The sequence below is a fragment of the Gilliamella sp. Lep-s35 genome (genome assembly GCF_009795845.1).
In the GTDB taxonomy this organism is placed as follows: Bacteria; Pseudomonadota; Gammaproteobacteria; order Enterobacterales; family Orbaceae; genus Gilliamella.
Genome location: NZ_WTEX01000009.1, coordinates 77755 through 94539, shown reverse-complemented (window position 1 = coordinate 94539; position 16785 = coordinate 77755). Strand labels below are relative to the sequence as shown.

Genomic DNA, 16785 nt, shown 5'->3' with positions numbered 1-16785 from the left:
TTTCCATTCCGCCGTATTTTTCCCGCCATTTATAGAAAGTTGAATTACCCATGCCATATTTACGGCAAAGCTCTTTAACGGGAATGCCCGCTTCAGCTTCTTTTAATATCGATACAATTTGGTGTTCAGTTATTTTTCTTTATGATATCAGTGCCCTATCGTGTGTCTGTGATAGGGCGTTAATTGTGTTTTTTATGGATATTTATTACAGCCATTTCTCAAATTACTGTAAAGAATACGAGGAATTTCTACAAATTAACCAGTATTCCATCTAAATCAAACAAAATACCTTTAGCTTTTATATCACAATTTACCAGCACTACCACAAATACGAATTTTATCTTCGATAATTTTTGCCATAGCTAATTTAGCTGGTTGCATATAATGCCTTGGATCATTTGCATCAGGGTAGGTTTTAAAATCTTGTTTTAACGCATCTGAAAAAGCAATTTTTAATTCAGTTGCCACATTTACTTTGCAAATACCCAATGAAATCGATTTTTTCACCATTGCCTCAGGTATACCTGAGGCACCATGTAACACCAGTGGAACATCAACTTTATCTCGTATTTTGGCTAATCGTTCAAAATCGAGTTTAGGCTCACCTTTGTACATACCATGAGCTGAACCAATAGCTACCGCAAGTGAATCTATTCCTGTGCGTTCGACATACTCTTTTGCCGCACTGGGATCTGTAAAAGCACTATCTTTGTTATCGACAATAAGATCGTCTTCTTGCCCACCAAGCCGCCCTAATTCGGCTTCAACGCTGGCGTTAAACTTGTGGCTAAATTCAACCATTTTACGCACAATGTTAATATTTTCTTCAAATGGATGATGTGAAGCATCGATCATAATTGAACGAATACCCGCTTCAATTTTAGCTTGAATATCTTTGATATCTTCATGGTGATCAAGGTGTAGAGCAAAAGGAAAATGCTTGGTTTGTGCAGCTGTTTTACAAATATTAATTAAATATTCTGTACCTGCATAGCGATAAGTGCTAGGTGTAGCTGCCAATATTACCGGTGATTGCATCTGTTTAGCGGTATCAATTACGACTTGAATTGTTTCAAGATTATGTATATTAAATGCCGGAACAGCATAATTTTCACGTTGTGCTTTTTTTAACATTTCTTGACTGGAAATAAGGTACATAATAACTCCTTAATTAACATAAATTTTTAATTAATTTGGGTAATGCTAACTTGTTGATAATATTCATCATAATTACGCATATCGACAAAACCTGTTTGTGACTCCATCGCATTTAACATGCCCATTGTCATTGCCCGTTTAAGCATGACTTCTATCGGTTCGTTTTCATAAATACTAACGGCAAGTCCAGCTAAAGTGACATCGCCAGATCCCACGGGATTGACAACATTTATTTTGGGTATTGAAACCTGATAATATCGATGATAACAACGCACAAAAGCACCATTTTTACCTAAGGAAATAACGATAAAAGGAATATTATTAAGCAAAGGGTGATTCACGGCTTTTATTAACGATGTAGTATCATTAACATCAATATTTATTTTAATAATTTGTTGTAATTCATCTTTATTGGGCTTAATTAAGTAAGGTTTATGTTCAGATACCAATGTAGCTAATAATATTTTTCCTGATGAATCTAGCAAAACAGGAATAGCTTTTTTATTGGCGATTTGAATTAATGTGGCATAAAAATCAATCGGAAAACCTTGTGGCAGTGATCCTGAAATGGTTATTACTTTTGCTTGGTTAACCAATTTTTGATAGTGATCTAAAAAGCGAGTTACCTCTTTTTGATCTAATATAGGTCCGGATTCAAGAATTTCGGTTTGATTACCTTCATGCAAAACTGCAATACAATTTCTAGACTCATGTTTGGTAACATAGAAGTCGTAGTGAATATTATCATTATCTAATTGCTTTTGAATATATTCACCAGTTGTTCCCCCTACAATACCAGTAGCTAAAACATCAATGCCAGAAAATTTAACACCTCGGGTAACATTGAGTCCTTTACCACCAGCTGTTTTTTTTACATTAGCAACACGATTGACATCATTAATATGGAGTTTAGTAAGTGGATATGAAATATCCACTGATGGGTTCATGGTAATTGTTAATATCATATTCTCACCTACGCATTCATTATGAAGTAATATCGTTGGGAGAAATAACAAACTTAAATAATCAAACTAGTTCAATATTGTCAATCATTTAAATAGTCAGTAATACACAATGTAATCACTATTTAATTCGTACAAATTATTTTTGTTTAGTTTACAGATCGTTTAAGCTCTGTTTAAAAGATATACAATCACCAGTTAAAAAATTTAAACAGTTATAAAATCAATGCCTTTGTCTTCAAATTGCTGCTTATAATCGCCATTGACATCATTATCAGTAATGATCGTATTAAGCTTATTAAGTGGTAATACGACATTAATGCCATTTCGTCCAAATTTTGATGAATCTAAAACAGCAATCACTTTACTTGCTGCATTAGCCATCACACTACTGATTGTGTAACCTTCGTTAAACGTTGTTATTCCTCTTATTGCATCGATTCCATCTGCACCAACAAACAAAATATCAGCAGAAATACCATCTAACGATTGCTCGGCAATTTTTCCATGAAAAGAACGTGTTTTATGTCTTAGTGTACCACCACACATAAATAACATAATGTCACTGTTATCCGATAATATAAATGCAGAAGTAAGACTGTTAGTAATGACAGTGATATGTTTAAGTTTAACCAACTCTTCAGCTATCAACATTGTGGTACTGCCACTATCTAAAATAATGGTATCACCTTCTTTGACATGTTTAACCGCTGCAATCGCAATACGTTTTTTAGCTTCTATAAAACGCTGATGGCGTTCTTCTAATTGCAATTCTTTAAATGATTTTAAATCACCTTTATTCATGATTTTGTTTGCACCACCATGAAATCGAGTAAGAACTCCTTGCTTTTCTAATAAACGAAGATCTGTTCTAATAGTCACTTCCGAAACATCATATTGCTGCGATAAGTCACTGACAAGAACCGTTCCTTTCGTATTAAGAAGTTCTACTATTTGTTGGCGTCTTTCACCTGCGTTCATAATATTTCCTTTTTCGAAAATTTTTCAGCAGTGTATAACAAACAAAATCAAAAGATAAGCGCTCATTTTTAATGGCGGCCATAAATCAAGTAATTACATGCAATTTAATAAAATTTTGCCGTTCATTGGATGACCATTCAAAGCGCTAACTTGCTGAACAAATTCATCAAAATTACCGACACCGGCAATAAGTTCGTCAAGCTTTATTTTTCCATCAACAAAAAATTGGCTAACTAGTTGCCACTCTTTTCCTGGCCAAGGTGCTGAATAGTTCATCCAACTGCCCAAAATTTGAAGTTCTTTTCGTAATATCAACCCAAATGTTTTTTCTGAAAGAGTTACATCATTATGTAATGTACCCACTAAACCAACTTTGGCTTTTGGGCCTGCTATTTCAATAGCTAGGCTAACGGTTGCTGGTGTGCCAGCGGTTTCTAATACCACTTGATCAAACCTATGAGGTAATAATGCATCATTAATCTCAGACACTGTCATATTCTTAGCATGATAAACAGCATCAGCACCTAATTTTTTGGCCAGATTTAATCGTTCTTCATTAATATCCAATACAGCGACAAACTTAGCCCCCATTGCCTTTGCGCATTGCATGGCAAGTAAGCCAATTGTGCCACCACCAACAATCACCACATTTTTATTATGACAGCCTTCAGCCAATAACAGTGCATGCATTCCAACTGTCATTGGCTCAAAAAATGCGCCTTGTATAAGACTAACATCTTTGGGTAATTTGAAAGCACTTTTCTTATTAATTACAATATATTGTGCTAATCCTCCGGTTATTCTTGAACCAACAAATGTATAATGTTTACATAGAGAATAATAATGTTTTTGGCACTCATCACATTTAAAACAAGGCAATAAAGGTACGCAAGAAATTAAATCACCAATATCAAACTCTGTGACATCACTGCCCATTTCGACAACCGTGCCACTAAATTCATGGCCAAGTGTGATTGGATAAAAATGTGCTCCATGATGAAAAATGCGTGGAATATCAGAACCGCATAGCCCACAATATGCCACCTTTACCAGAATTTGATCTGATGAAGTGATTTGGGGCATCTCAATATCTTGTACCGATAAAGTCCCCTCATCATTAACAACGACTGCTTTCATGTTATGTTCCTATGTTAATAATCAAATTAGGTTGCTGTTTTAACGCTCACCGAGTTGTCAGTGAACGTTACTAGACAAATTTACAACTTACTCTTTTTTATTATCGATTCATACACTATCGGCATCTTCTACCTGTTGCTTTTTCAACAATAGTTTAAATTTTTGCGCCCGTTTCCATGTCAAAAATAAGCAAAATAGATAAAAAATTCCGATACAAGTAAATCCAATAGGTTGTTTCAAATTAACAAGCTGAACCAAAATATAGGTAATTGGCGAACCACCTTGATCCATTGCGCCAACTGAAATACCATTACTTGCAGTAATGGTGCCAGCATTAACAGCAAGTTGCGTGGTTAACGGCACCATTTGAGTGGCGATCCATAAGGTAATAGCAATAATAATTGATCCAGAAATAATAATTCTAAATAGATTGCCTTGATGAATAGCTACCCCCATAGCGATAAAAAAGCCAATGGTTGCCAAATCACCAAATGGTAGGACTTCATTACCAGGAAGCACAATGGCAATGAAAATACTTAAAGGAATAAAAATCAAACTAGCAGAAACAACGGTTGAATGACCTAACAATAATGCTGGATCTAAACCAATAAGGAAGTCTTGCCCACCAAATTTAGATTGTAAATGTTTGCGTGCTTGTTTAGATATTGGAGTTAAACCATCCATAATGGGTTTTATCACTCTTGGCATTAACAGCATTACCGCAGCGGTTTGAATTGCAAGTTGTAAGGTTTGCTTGACACCATAACCCGCTAATAAACCTAGTAAAATGCCCATAAATAAACCTACGGTGACTGGTTCACCAAATGCGCCAAATCTTTTTTGCATATCAACAGCATTAAAATTAATTTTATTAATGCCTGGTATTTTTTCGATAACAGTATCAACAAATACCGCTATCGGGCCACAATATGCCGAAGTTCCATGTGGTACAGCAATACCATCAAGCTCAAAAAAATCTTTGGTATCTTTAGCAAACCAATCTCCTAATTTATAAGCAATAATCGCATGCACAATCACACCCGCAATACCAAGCCAGTAAGAGCCTGTTGCAATGTAAACAAGCGCACCAGTAAATGTCATGTGCCATATATTCCAAATATCCACATTAACAACTCGGGTTAATTTTAAAAGTAACATCACAATGTTAACGGCAATAGCAATAGGAATTGCAACTAGCGCAATTTGCGAAGCCCAAGTCATAGGGGCAGCGCCAGGCCAACCAACATCAACAACATTTAGGCTAATATCAAATCGTTCTGCCATTGCTTGGGCTGCAGGTCCAACTGAACTGGTTAATAATCCCACTACTAAACCAATACCAACAAAGCCAATTCCAATATGAATACCTGCTTTTAATGCATCCCCCACTTTCATTCTTAATGAGAGTGAGAAGAGAATAATCACAATGGGCAACATCACTGATGGACCAAGATCCAAAATGTACTGCATAATTTCAGTAAACATATTCTTATCCTTTTAAAATAGATAATATTTTTGCTTTTAACTGCTCAATTCCAACGCCAGATACAAATGGCATACCATGCACAATCGGAATATCATCAAATGTTTGATCCATCTTTGCTGTAGTACAAATCAGGTCGACATCATCAATAAAGGTACTAATTTCATTAATCCGACACTGTACTAGATCAAGCTCAATATTATTTTCATTACATAACTCTTTTATCTCATCAGCTGCTAAAGTTGATGTTGCAACTGCACCACCACATGCAACAATAATCTTTTTTTTCATAATGCCTCCTAAACAACTTATTGATTAAATATCACTTTATTAAAATGTTCGGCAATTGCATCTTGCGGACTATTTAATAAAAAATGATAAAATTCTTTATTTTGTAGACTTGTAAAAAGCGTTTTTAAAAGTGTTAGCTGATCTGTTGGTGAAGTAACAACCAATGAAATAATTAATGAAACTTCAACAGTTCCATCGTCATCTGCTCGTTGGAATAAAACAGGAGATTGAGAGCGAAGAATAAAGACCGCAGGGGTATTTGCATGTTCAGCTTCACAATGTGGAATAGCTACAGCATAACCATCGAGTAAAATACCCGTTGGAAATGAAGCTTCCCTATCAATCAAAGCTTTCAAATGGCTTTCTTTTACAATACCTTTTTGCTGTAATTGCTGGCTCAGATAAGTTAGCAAATCTAACCTATTGTTAAAACTAACATTATCATTAATAATAAGCTGACATTCTCTCATTTTATTCTCCATTTTTTGTCTTTTTTATGTTACTCTTTAAATCATAACTTTCGAAAACAAAAACTATACCGAAAGATTAATTACTTTCGAACAAAAAAACAAATAGGATTTTATATTTTTGTGATCGAAATCTATTTTTTTTTAATAAGCATCGTTTCTCAAATCAGTATAAAAACACATTCCAACAGCAAATTATGATCAAGATCACAAAAATTACTTTTTTAGATTGCAATAAAAGATTAAAATGCCAAAATGTTACCCGTAACAAAATGTGAGTATATTAAGGATTAGCAATGACTAAAAAAAGCAAACAAGTTTTTGTATTAATGGGAGTGTCGGGTTGTGGCAAATCAGCAGTGGCTAAACAAGTTGCTTATAATTTAGATGCCGCTTTTTTAGATGGTGATTTTTTACATCCTAAGTCTAATATTCTAAAAATGCGCAGTGGCACACCATTAAATGATGAAGATCGTATGCCTTGGCTTAGCTTAATCAGTAATGCCGCTTTTGCCATGAGTAATGTCAATGATGTGTCGATTATTATTTGTTCGGCATTAAAAAAACACTATCGAGATATTATCCGTGGCGAGAATGAAAATATTCATTTTATCTATTTAAAAGGCGATTACGATATCATTGCTGAACGTTTAGCTAAACGTCAAGGTCATTACCAAAAAACCGGCATGCTTCAATCGCAATTTGACACTCTTGAAGAACCAACTACTGATGAAAATGATGTATACAAAATAGACATCGCACAGCCATTGATCAATGTTGTCAATGATACAGAGCAAGTCATTCGTTCCATATGTCATTGTGAATAATAGCAATAGAATAAAAAGAATAACATAACAAATGTCGAGGTTAATGTGAATCCAACTGTTCAAGCTGTAACAAAACGTATTATTGAGCGTTCAAAAGCAACGCGCGAGGCTTATTTACAAAAAATAGAACGAGCAATGCTCAATAAAGTAACTCGATCCAGCTTACCTTGTAGCAACTTAGCTCACGGTTTTGCTGCTTGTTGTATTGATGATAAAAATGATCTAAAAAATATTCTAAAAAGCAATATTGGGATCATTAGCTCTTACAACGACATGCTTTCGGCACATAAACCTTATGAATATTATCCTGAACAAATCCGCAAAGTCCTGCACGAAGTCGGGGCTGTTGGGCAAATGGCGGGTGGAGTACCTGCAATGTGTGATGGCGTTACCCAAGGTGAGCCGGGAATGGAGCTATCATTAATGAGCCGAGACATCATAGCTATGTCTGTGGCTGTTGGTCTTTCGCATAACATGTTTGACGGCGCACTATACCTTGGCATTTGTGACAAAATCGTACCGGGCTTATTTGTAGGTGCATTAACATTTGGACACTTACCGGCTATTTTTATACCAGCAGGACCAATGCCATCAGGATTATCAAATAAAGAAAAAGTACGCATTCGCCAACTTTATTCTGAAGGCAAGGCGTCTCGTGAAGATCTGCTAGAGTCAGAATCGGCATCATATCACACTAGCGGAACTTGTACTTTTTATGGCACCGCCAATAGTAACCAAATGGTTATTGAAGTAATGGGATTACATTTACCAGGAGCAGCCTTTGTTCACCCAGAAACCGCACTGCGTTTTGAATTAACTAATGCGGCGGCTAAACAAATTACACGCCTAACAAAACAATCGGGTAACTATATGCCTGTGGGTAAAATGGTAGACGAAAAGGTCATCGTCAATGGCTTAGTTGCATTACTGGCAACAGGTGGATCAACTAATTTAACCATGCATATTGTCGCAATGGCGAAAGCGGCTGGAATTATTATTAATTGGGATGATATTTCAGATCTTTCAACTGTTGTACCTCTACTTTGCCGAATTTATCCGAATGGTCCTGCTGATATAAACTATTTTCAAGCAGCAGGGGGAACATCTCTACTGGTTCGAGAATTACTTGCTGGTGGCTTATTACATGAAGATGTTGAAACCGTTGCAGGCTATGGTCTTAGCCGTTACACCAAAGAACCAATTTTAGAAAATGGCAAATTAGTTTACCGTGAAGGTCCAACCAAATCATTAGACGAAAACGTCATCGCCTCGATTAAAAAACCATTTAACTCACATGGTGGATTAAAAGTTATGTCAGGCAACCTAGGACGAGCAGTAATGAAAACATCGGCTATCGAACCTGAACATCAAATTATCGAAGCACCTGCCGTTGTTTTTAATAGCCAATATGATTTAGATGCTGACTATAAAGCAGGAAAATTAGATAAAGATTGTGTTGTCGTTGTACGCTATCAAGGACCGAAAGCGATTGGCATGCCAGAATTGCATAAACTGATAACCCCACTAGGTGTGCTACAAGATAAAGGCTATAAAGTCGCCTTATTAACCGATGGTCGCTTATCAGGTGCTTCCGGCAAAGTTCCTGCTGCTATTCATGTCACACCAGAAGCTTATGATGGCGGTTTACTAAGTAAAGTTCAAGAAGGCGACATGATTCGAGTTAACGGCCAAACCGGCGAAATCACATTACTTGTTGATGAAGTTGAACTAGCTAAACGTGAGCCTGAAAAATTTGACTTAACCAATTCACATCATGGCTATGGACGTGAACTGTTCACCGTTATTCGTGAAAACTTAACCTCAGCCGAAGAAGGCGCAGTAAGCTTTTAATACTAAAAATCTGCCGCATATTGCGGCAGGTTTTTTAAAAATAGACTCTGGCGCATGTACTACAAAATACCTTTTACAATATAAGCGCAGCAAAAGTAGTAGCTTATTTTTTGATAAAATTATCCACCAATAAATTTACCACATCGCCCATTTTTCCATGTAATGATGCTTTTACGCTATAAAGCGCCATTCCCATAACCTGTGATGCCTGAATTTCTGGCGGCATAACAAGCTCATTAGAACTCGTTTTCACATCTAACAATGCGGGTCCTGAGTGTGATAAAAATGATTGCATCGCCGCTTCAAGTAAATCAGAGCTATCAACCCTTATCGAAAATAACCCCATGGATTCAGCGACTTTCGCAAAATTAGGGTTTTGCAAATCGGTATAGTGATCAACCAAACCTTCAGATTTTTGTTCCAACTCAACAAAATTGAGAGAACTATTATTTAGTACGATAACTTTAATTGGCAAATTTTCTTGAATAGTGGTTAATAAATCACCCAACAACATACTAATACCACCATCACCCGATAACGTAATAACTTGCCGATTAGGAAACGCTTTTTGCACGCCTAACGCTTGCGGCATTGCATTTGCCATTGTGCCATGTTTTAGACTAATTACTGTGCGTCTTTTTCCATTAGTATTAAAATGCCTACAAGCCCAAACCATCGCAGAACCAACATCGGCACAAAGCACCGCATCTTCCGTTGCATATTTATCAACAAGCTCAGTTAAATATTGAGGATGAATCGTTGATTGAGAAGGAATTGCTTTCTTATTCAACTTATTCATTGCTTTAGCATACAACTCACGACATTGATCTAAAAACGCTGTATCTTGTTTTTCATCAATTAAAGGAATTAAAGCCGCCAATGTTGGCTGACTGCTACCAACAACACCGACACTAACAGGATGACGACGTCCAAGATGCGTTGCATCAATATCAACTTGAATAATAGTTGCTTTATCTGGGTAAAACTGTGACCATGCAAAATCAGCACCTAACATAAACAACACATCGCACTCTTTAATGGCTGTCGTTCCAGACTCAACGCCAAACATACCTGTCATACCCACGTTATAAGGATTATTATATTCAATAAAATCTTTACCTCTGGAAGTATGCACAATCGGTGCTTTTAATTTTTTTGCAAAACTAACCAACTCATCGTGAGCCTCGCAAGCACCTTGTCCTGCAAAAATAGCAACTTTATGGTTTTTATTTAAAATTTCAGCGATTTGATTAAGCTCATCGTTTGAAGGAAGAATGACGGGTTTAGGGTGATAAATTTTATGCCCACTGTTATCTTCAACCTTAACTAAACTAATATTATAAGGAATCACTAAAACCGCTACGCCTCGTTGATTAATTGCAGCCTGAATAGCCGCTGTTGTTATTTGTCTTGCTTGAGTAGGATCGTTAATCTCTTGACAAAACACAGAACAATTTTTATAAATAGATTGAAAATCCACTTCTTGCGGAAAATCGGTACCTTGTTGTGAAGTTACTAATTGGCTAGCCAATAAAATAACCGGCACTTTATTACGGTGGGCTTCATAAATACCATTAATAAAATGTAAACTTCCTGGTCCACATGAACCAGCACAAGCCGTAATCTGATCAGTTAAATAAGCTTCCGCACCTGCAGCAAAAGCACCGACCTCTTCATGACGAACATGCACCCATTCGATATTACTTTTCTTAATGGAGGATGTAATATAATTCAAGGTATCACCCACAATACCATAACAATGTTTTACCCCTGCTTCAGACAAAACATCAACAATAACTTGCGCAACAGTTTTTTTTGATGACATACTTTCTCCTAAAAAAGATTTACGGGTTAAATCATTTAAGTTGATTAAATTACACCTACTTCCTCATAAAGCGAATAGGTTATAAAAAAAACAGCAAAAAATGTTAAAAATGTCATAATAGAACAAATTTAGTCATATAAACTTTTTTGAGAATATTCCCTACAACAATAAATCAAGGTATTATGTCTAAAATAAAATCTACCTCATAGAGTTATTTTTGTGGAACAATTGTCATCTCATCATGGCGTTATGTCATCAATTACTGCTTTTTTACCTGATTACTTAATTCAACATTATCCACTCATTATTGTTTGCTCACTGCTATTTATCGCTATTTTGTTATTTTCATTCAGCAAATTAAGAATGGATATCATTGCCTTACTTACAATTACAGCAATCACCATCACAGGCGTACTAACTCCAGCCGAAGCATTAGCAGGCTTTAGTGATCCCAATATAATTTTAATTGCTTTATTATTTATTATTGGTGAAAGCCTAGTTAGAACAGGCATATCATACAAAATGAGTGAATACATACTAAAAATTGCAGGTAAAAATGACATCCGCATTATTACCTATATTATGCTAGGCGCAGCTTTGCTTGGCTCAATAATGAGCTCAACGGGTGTTGTTGCGATTTTTATCCCTGTTGCCATTAGCATTGCCAATCACACAGGCATACACGTTAAAAAATTAATGATGCCGCTTTGTATTGCAGCATTAATTAGTGGCATGATGACACTAGTTGCAACGGCACCAAACCTTGTTGTCAATAGTGAGCTAAATCACTTCAAATTAAAAGAGTTTAGTTTTTTTTCCATTACTCCAATTGGTTTAGGCGTATTAGCTGTTGGTGTAATTTATTGTATATTGACTCGAAATTGGCTACTTTCTACTGAGCAAGCCTCACCAACAAACACGCCACCAAAAAGACGAAAAATAACCGATCTTATTCGAGACTATAAATTAATTGGCCGAGCACATCGAGCACAAATATTAGCAGGTTCTCCTTTTGTTGGCCGTACTATTGATGTATTGCATTTGCGCAGTGAACATGGCGTCAACGTTATTGGCATTGAACGTTGGCGTAAATTTCAAAAAGTCTTAATTCCTGTTAATGGCTCAACTGAGTTTCGTGAAAATGATATTTTGCTACTTGATATGTCGCACTCCGAAGCCGATTACCGCACTTTTTTAACTACCAATAACCTTGAGCCCAAAGTTTTACGAGGCGAATATTTTTCTGAACAAGTTAAAGAAGTCGGCATGGCCGAAGTTGCCCTACTTCCTGAATCAACACTTTGCGGTAAAACTCTAAACGAAATTGATTTTAGAGGGAAATACTTTCTAACCGTTATCGGAATTTGGCGCAATCACGCACCTGTTGAAACCAACAACTTATTCCAAGAACGCTTAGAAATGAGCGACACATTATTAGTCTGCGGTGACTGGGGATCGATTCAAAAATTACAAACACGCACCAACGATTTTGTCGTATTAGACTACCCAGCAGATATCGACGACATAGCACCTGCAAGCACTCAAGCACCAGCTGCATTAATCAACTTAGCAATCATGATAACTTTAATGGTAACAGGCATTGTGCCAAACGTTGTTGCGGCCTTAATTGCTTGTTTACTGATGGGAGCAACACGTTGCATTGATATGACCAACGCCTATAAATCAATACACTGGCCAACTTTAATATTAATTATCGGTATGATGCCATTTGCATTAGCGCTCAATAAAACGGGCGGTATTTCGCTCATATCAGCTTGGCTTGAAGTTCATCTACGCAGCTTTGGTCCATACATGGTACTAACATTTATCTTCTTACTCTGCTCAACTGTCGGATTATTCATATCCAACACCGCAACCGCAATCTTAATTGCACCTATCGCCATTGATTTAGCATTAAAATTTGGTTATTCACCCCATCCTTTTGCCATGACAGTTGCCATTGCTACATCGGCATCATTCATCACGCCCGTATCATCGCCAATTAAAACTATGGTCGTTGCGCCAGGTGGGTATAGTTTTGGAGATTTTGTCAAAATTGGCGTACCGTTAACGTTTTTAGTAATGGCGGTAGATATTGCTTTAGTACCGGTGTTTTTTCCGTTTTAACGCCTAATTATGGTAATGATTGAAAATAATCCTAATAGACAAACATATTTTATTAAATTGAGAAATAGGAGAATTAAAAAATGATGGATGTTTTACAAGATATTATAGGACGTGCATTTGTTGTTACATTAATTATCGGATTGTTGACTTTAGGCTTATTTATTCAATTACTATGTAACGTAATTATAAAGCAAGTAAAACTTGCAGTTTTTGCTACATTAATTATCGGATTGTTGACTTTTGTAGGCTTATTTATTCAATTGCTATGTAACGTAATTATAAAGCAAGTAAAATCAGATAAAATAAGTGATGAAATATTGATAAAACACTATAATTTTTTTAAAAAATACAAAGATAGTGTTGCTCTTGCAGTTTTTTGCTATGGCATTCTTTATAGGTATGGTATGAAATTAAATCAAAAAGCGTTTGATGCTTATAAAGAATGTATGATTAGGCGTAATCTACCTTTATAATTTTTACTCACCAATTTAGGCTATGGTGATGACAATATCGCTATTGTGATTAGTGTGTCGATTGTAGTTTGTTTTTGTTTGATAAAAACACTTCATAAAAACTTCAATAAAATCAAAATTCTTCCTGACTGATTTTTTGCTGAAAAACAAACCGCCAAAAACAAAATAGTCTCTTTTTTGATTAAAGATTCTTAATTAAGTTTCGGGTATAATTGAGGTTATTTTTCGATTATGGATACGATTTATGCCTAATGTCACTAAACCTTTAAATATCATTTTTGCTGGTACGCCCGATTTTGCTGCTACTCATTTAAAGGCGCTTATTGGTTCGGAACATAATGTGATTGCCGTTTTTACCCAACCCGATCGCCCTGCAGGTCGTGGTAATAAATTAACAGCAAGCCCAGTTAAGCAACTTGCAATCGAGTACAATTTGCCCGTTTATCAACCTGCCACACTAAAAAAAGAAGAGAATCAAAAGATCATTGCCGATCTCAATGCCGATATTATGATTGTGGTTGCTTATGGACTGATTTTGCCACAAACAGTATTAGAGATGCCTAAACTGGGTTGTTTAAATGTGCATGGTTCGTTATTACCCCGTTGGCGTGGTGCTGCGCCAATTCAACGTGCTTGTTGGGCGGGCGATGAGCAAACAGGCATTACCATTATGCAGATGGATGCAGGGCTTGATACGGGCGATATGCTATATAAGCTGACCTGCCCAATTGAGCTGACCGATACTAGCGCATCGTTATATGAAAAACTGGCAAAATTAGGGCCGCAAGCGTTGCTTGATACGTTGACATTACTCACTGAACAAAAAATCCAACCCGAAAAGCAAGATCCATCGCAAGCAACCTATGCCAAAAAGCTATCAAAACAAGAAGCTAAACTTGATTGGAATTTGCCTGCCGAGCAACTTGAGCGTTGCGTTCGCGCTTTTAACCCATGGCCTGTGAGTTATTTTGAGGTTAATGGTGAGCCAGTAAAAGTATGGCAAGCCAATGTGGTAAAAATGGCGTCAAAACAGCCTGCAGGTACAATTTTGCAAGCCGATAAAAATGGTATTTGTATTGCAACCAGCAATGGCGCATTGAATATGACACTTTTACAACCTGCAGGCAAAAAACCGATGCCTGCTCAAGATTTGTTAAACTCACGCAAGGCTTGGTTTACGGTCGGCAAAAAATTAAATACACGTTAATCGATTAATGTATAAAATTACAGGATATAGCATCCTGTAATTGTTATCGTTTTTTAGCCAGTAAGGTTGCAAACCTTAATTTGATTCTGTTTCCATGTATATCCGTTTTATGCAATTGTCCAACATCTTCGTTATATTTTAGTATTTCCCAATCTTGGTAATATTGGCGCAACTCGTTTTCTTTAAAAGTAAATGAAAATCCAACAGAGCAAGGGTAATCAGGCGTAGACATGGCGCTGACAATTAAATTATATCCGCCTGATTTGGTGATTTTTTGCATGTTATCAATAATGACTGGAATTCTTTCGGGTTGTAAAAACATCATAACAACAGTCGAAAGGATAAAATCATATTCGCCCTGTAAATTTGCTTGATTGATATCATAAACCATTGCATTAATGTGCTTAAGGTTATCATCATTAATGATTTTTTGTAAATTTCCAATACTGAGTTCTGATTTATCAACAGCGGTAACATCAAAGCCTTGTAACTGCAAATAGAGTGAATTGCGACCGGAACCGCAACCTAAATCTAATGCCTTTCCTGCTTGGATAATCTTTGTTGCACTAAGTACCTCGGAGTGGGTTTTGGTCATTTGGTATTTTTTTTGGGTATAATCCTCAGGCAAACAATAAAAAGCTAACTGACACTGTAAGTCATCAGAGATTTCGGCAATGCGGTGCCATTGCTGTGGCAATATAAATGGTGGTTGCTGCTGAGTATCAAAACAATGCTTAGTGATCACTTCGCCTTGTTCGGTTAACATTTCAAAACCAATACTTCCTTTTAAAATTTGTAACTTTGCCCATGTACCAACTTGGGTATTATGCTTTTGACGAAATAACGCAGGTAAGGTATCGGCATTCCAAATAGGTAATGTTTTGTAACAAACTAAATTATTCAAAATGATGTCTCCTATTACTATAAAAATAATAGTTGACTATTATAGTAGGATATTAATAAGGTAAACAACCATTTCTTTTAGGTGATGAAATAAAAAGCTATTAATGAAAATAAATTATAGTGGCGAAGTTGGCCTTATCAACATATAATCATCACCATCCTAGACTATATAGTAAAATAATAGAGGAAAATTTTATGGGATTTTTAACAGGTAAACGTATACTCGTTACTGGTGTTGCAAGTAATCGTTCAATTGCTTACGGTATTGCACAGGCTATGCACCGTGAAGGTGCTGAGCTGGCTTTTACTTATCAAAATGATAAATTAAAAACACGCGTTGAAGAGTTTGCCGCTGATTTCGGCTCTAAAATCGTTTTACCTTGCGATGTTGCTCATGATGATAGTATCAATGAACTATTTACTGAACTTGCAAAAACTTGGGATAAATTCGATGGCTTTGTTCACGCTATCGCTTTTGCACCTGGCGATCAATTAGATGGCGATTATGTTAATGCAGTGACCCGTGAAGGTTTTGCGATCGCCCACGATATCAGTGCTTATAGTTTTGTAGCTATGGCTAAAGCGTGCCGTTCAATGCTAAACCCAAATTCAGCGTTAGTAACTCTTTCTTATCTTGGTGCGGAACGTGCTATTCCTAACTATAATGTGATGGGTCTTGCTAAAGCGTCGTTAGAAGCCAATGTTCGTTATATGGCAAATGCTATGGGGCCTCAAGGGGTTCGTGTTAATGCGATTTCTGCAGGCCCAATTCGTACGCTTGCCGCATCTGGCATTAAAGATTTTAAAAAGATGTTATCTCACTGTGAATCAGTAACACCAATCCGTCGTACTGTAACAATTGAAGATGTGGGTAATTCAGCAGCATTCTTATGCTCAAACCTTTCATCTGGTATTACTGGTGAAGTGATTCATGTCGATGGTGGATTTAGCATTGCGGCAATGAATGAGTTAGAACTTAAATAAAATTGATATTTAACACTGAAAAGGGCGTCAATGATTATCTTGATGCCTTTTTTAATGGTAGTTAATAACAAATTATTATATTACTGCGTTATATTATTCTTTTGTTAGT

The 16785-nt window shown here is 36.3% G+C and carries 16 protein-coding genes; 6 read left to right on the top strand and 10 right to left on the bottom strand.

Annotation, left to right across the window (positions count from 1 at the left end; genetic code table 11):
• The 8 genes from GQ590_RS05985 to gatA form a co-directional block, all read right to left on the bottom strand.
• Positions 1-133: transposase (locus GQ590_RS05985; protein ID WP_160422554.1), on the bottom strand; the 133-nt coding region annotated here is incomplete at its 3' end.
• 170 nt (positions 134-303) lie between these two features.
• Positions 304-1158 carry a tagatose bisphosphate family class II aldolase gene (locus GQ590_RS05980; RefSeq protein WP_160405716.1) on the bottom strand — a complete coding sequence of 285 codons (855 nt, stop codon included), beginning with the start codon at positions 1156-1158 and terminating at the stop codon, positions 304-306.
• Between the two features lie 26 nt (positions 1159-1184).
• Entirely contained in the window at positions 1185-2123 is a 939-nt protein-coding gene (locus GQ590_RS05975; RefSeq protein ID WP_160405715.1) for a hexose kinase, read from the bottom strand.
• A gap of 204 nt (positions 2124-2327) precedes the next feature.
• On the bottom strand, positions 2328-3101 hold the full coding sequence (locus GQ590_RS05970) for a DeoR/GlpR family DNA-binding transcription regulator (RefSeq protein WP_160405714.1): 774 nt from the start codon (positions 3099-3101) through the stop codon (positions 2328-2330).
• A gap of 93 nt (positions 3102-3194) precedes the next feature.
• Complete coding sequence (locus GQ590_RS05965; RefSeq protein WP_160405713.1) at positions 3195-4238, bottom strand: alcohol dehydrogenase catalytic domain-containing protein; 1044 nt, start codon at positions 4236-4238, stop codon at positions 3195-3197.
• Positions 4239-4346: 108 nt separating this feature from the next.
• A complete protein-coding gene (locus tag GQ590_RS05960) occupies positions 4347-5723 on the bottom strand; it encodes a PTS galactitol transporter subunit IIC (RefSeq protein WP_160405712.1) in 1377 nt (458 codons plus the stop codon).
• A 4-nt stretch (positions 5724-5727) separates the two neighbouring features.
• A complete protein-coding gene (gene gatB / locus GQ590_RS05955; protein WP_065635350.1) occupies positions 5728-6012 on the bottom strand; it encodes a PTS galactitol transporter subunit IIB in 285 nt (94 codons plus the stop codon).
• Between the two features lie 17 nt (positions 6013-6029).
• Positions 6030-6494, bottom strand: a complete 465-nt coding sequence (gene gatA, locus GQ590_RS05950) for a PTS galactitol transporter subunit IIA (protein ID WP_202112898.1) — start codon at positions 6492-6494, stop codon at positions 6030-6032.
• Between the two features lie 281 nt (positions 6495-6775).
• On the opposite strand from gatA, the gene gntK reads away from it, so the two are divergent.
• Positions 6776-7306 carry a gluconokinase gene (gene gntK / locus GQ590_RS05945; RefSeq protein ID WP_160405710.1) on the top strand — a complete coding sequence of 177 codons (531 nt, stop codon included), beginning with the start codon at positions 6776-6778 and terminating at the stop codon, positions 7304-7306.
• A gap of 45 nt (positions 7307-7351) precedes the next feature.
• Positions 7352-9157 (top strand): phosphogluconate dehydratase, encoded by a 1806-nt coding sequence (gene edd / locus GQ590_RS05940; RefSeq protein WP_160405709.1) that lies wholly within the window; start codon positions 7352-7354, stop codon positions 9155-9157.
• Between the two features lie 103 nt (positions 9158-9260).
• Here the strand turns inward: edd and GQ590_RS05935 are convergent, their stop codons facing one another.
• Positions 9261-10982 carry a thiamine pyrophosphate-dependent enzyme gene (locus tag GQ590_RS05935; protein ID WP_160405708.1) on the bottom strand — a complete coding sequence of 574 codons (1722 nt, stop codon included), beginning with the start codon at positions 10980-10982 and terminating at the stop codon, positions 9261-9263.
• A 249-nt stretch (positions 10983-11231) separates the two neighbouring features.
• On the opposite strand from GQ590_RS05935, the gene GQ590_RS05930 reads away from it, so the two are divergent.
• From GQ590_RS05930 to fmt, 3 genes are all read left to right on the top strand, one after another.
• Positions 11232-13109 (top strand): SLC13 family permease, encoded by a 1878-nt coding sequence (locus GQ590_RS05930; RefSeq protein ID WP_160405787.1) that lies wholly within the window; start codon positions 11232-11234, stop codon positions 13107-13109.
• Positions 13110-13189: 80 nt separating this feature from the next.
• On the top strand, positions 13190-13582 hold the full coding sequence (locus tag GQ590_RS05925) for a hypothetical protein (RefSeq protein ID WP_160405707.1): 393 nt from the start codon (positions 13190-13192) through the stop codon (positions 13580-13582).
• A gap of 244 nt (positions 13583-13826) precedes the next feature.
• Complete coding sequence (gene fmt / locus GQ590_RS05920) at positions 13827-14789, top strand: methionyl-tRNA formyltransferase (RefSeq protein WP_160405706.1); 963 nt, start codon at positions 13827-13829, stop codon at positions 14787-14789.
• A 43-nt stretch (positions 14790-14832) separates the two neighbouring features.
• Here fmt and tehB read toward each other — a convergent pair whose 3' ends face one another.
• The gene (gene tehB, locus GQ590_RS05915) at positions 14833-15693 is read right to left on the bottom strand and encodes an SAM-dependent methyltransferase TehB (protein WP_160405705.1); all 861 of its coding nucleotides are present in this window, start codon (positions 15691-15693) and stop codon (positions 14833-14835) included.
• Positions 15694-15887: 194 nt separating this feature from the next.
• On the opposite strand from tehB, the gene fabI reads away from it, so the two are divergent.
• Positions 15888-16676, top strand: a complete 789-nt coding sequence (gene fabI / locus GQ590_RS05910) for an enoyl-ACP reductase FabI (RefSeq protein WP_160405704.1) — start codon at positions 15888-15890, stop codon at positions 16674-16676.
• Positions 16677-16785: the final 109 nt, after the last annotated feature.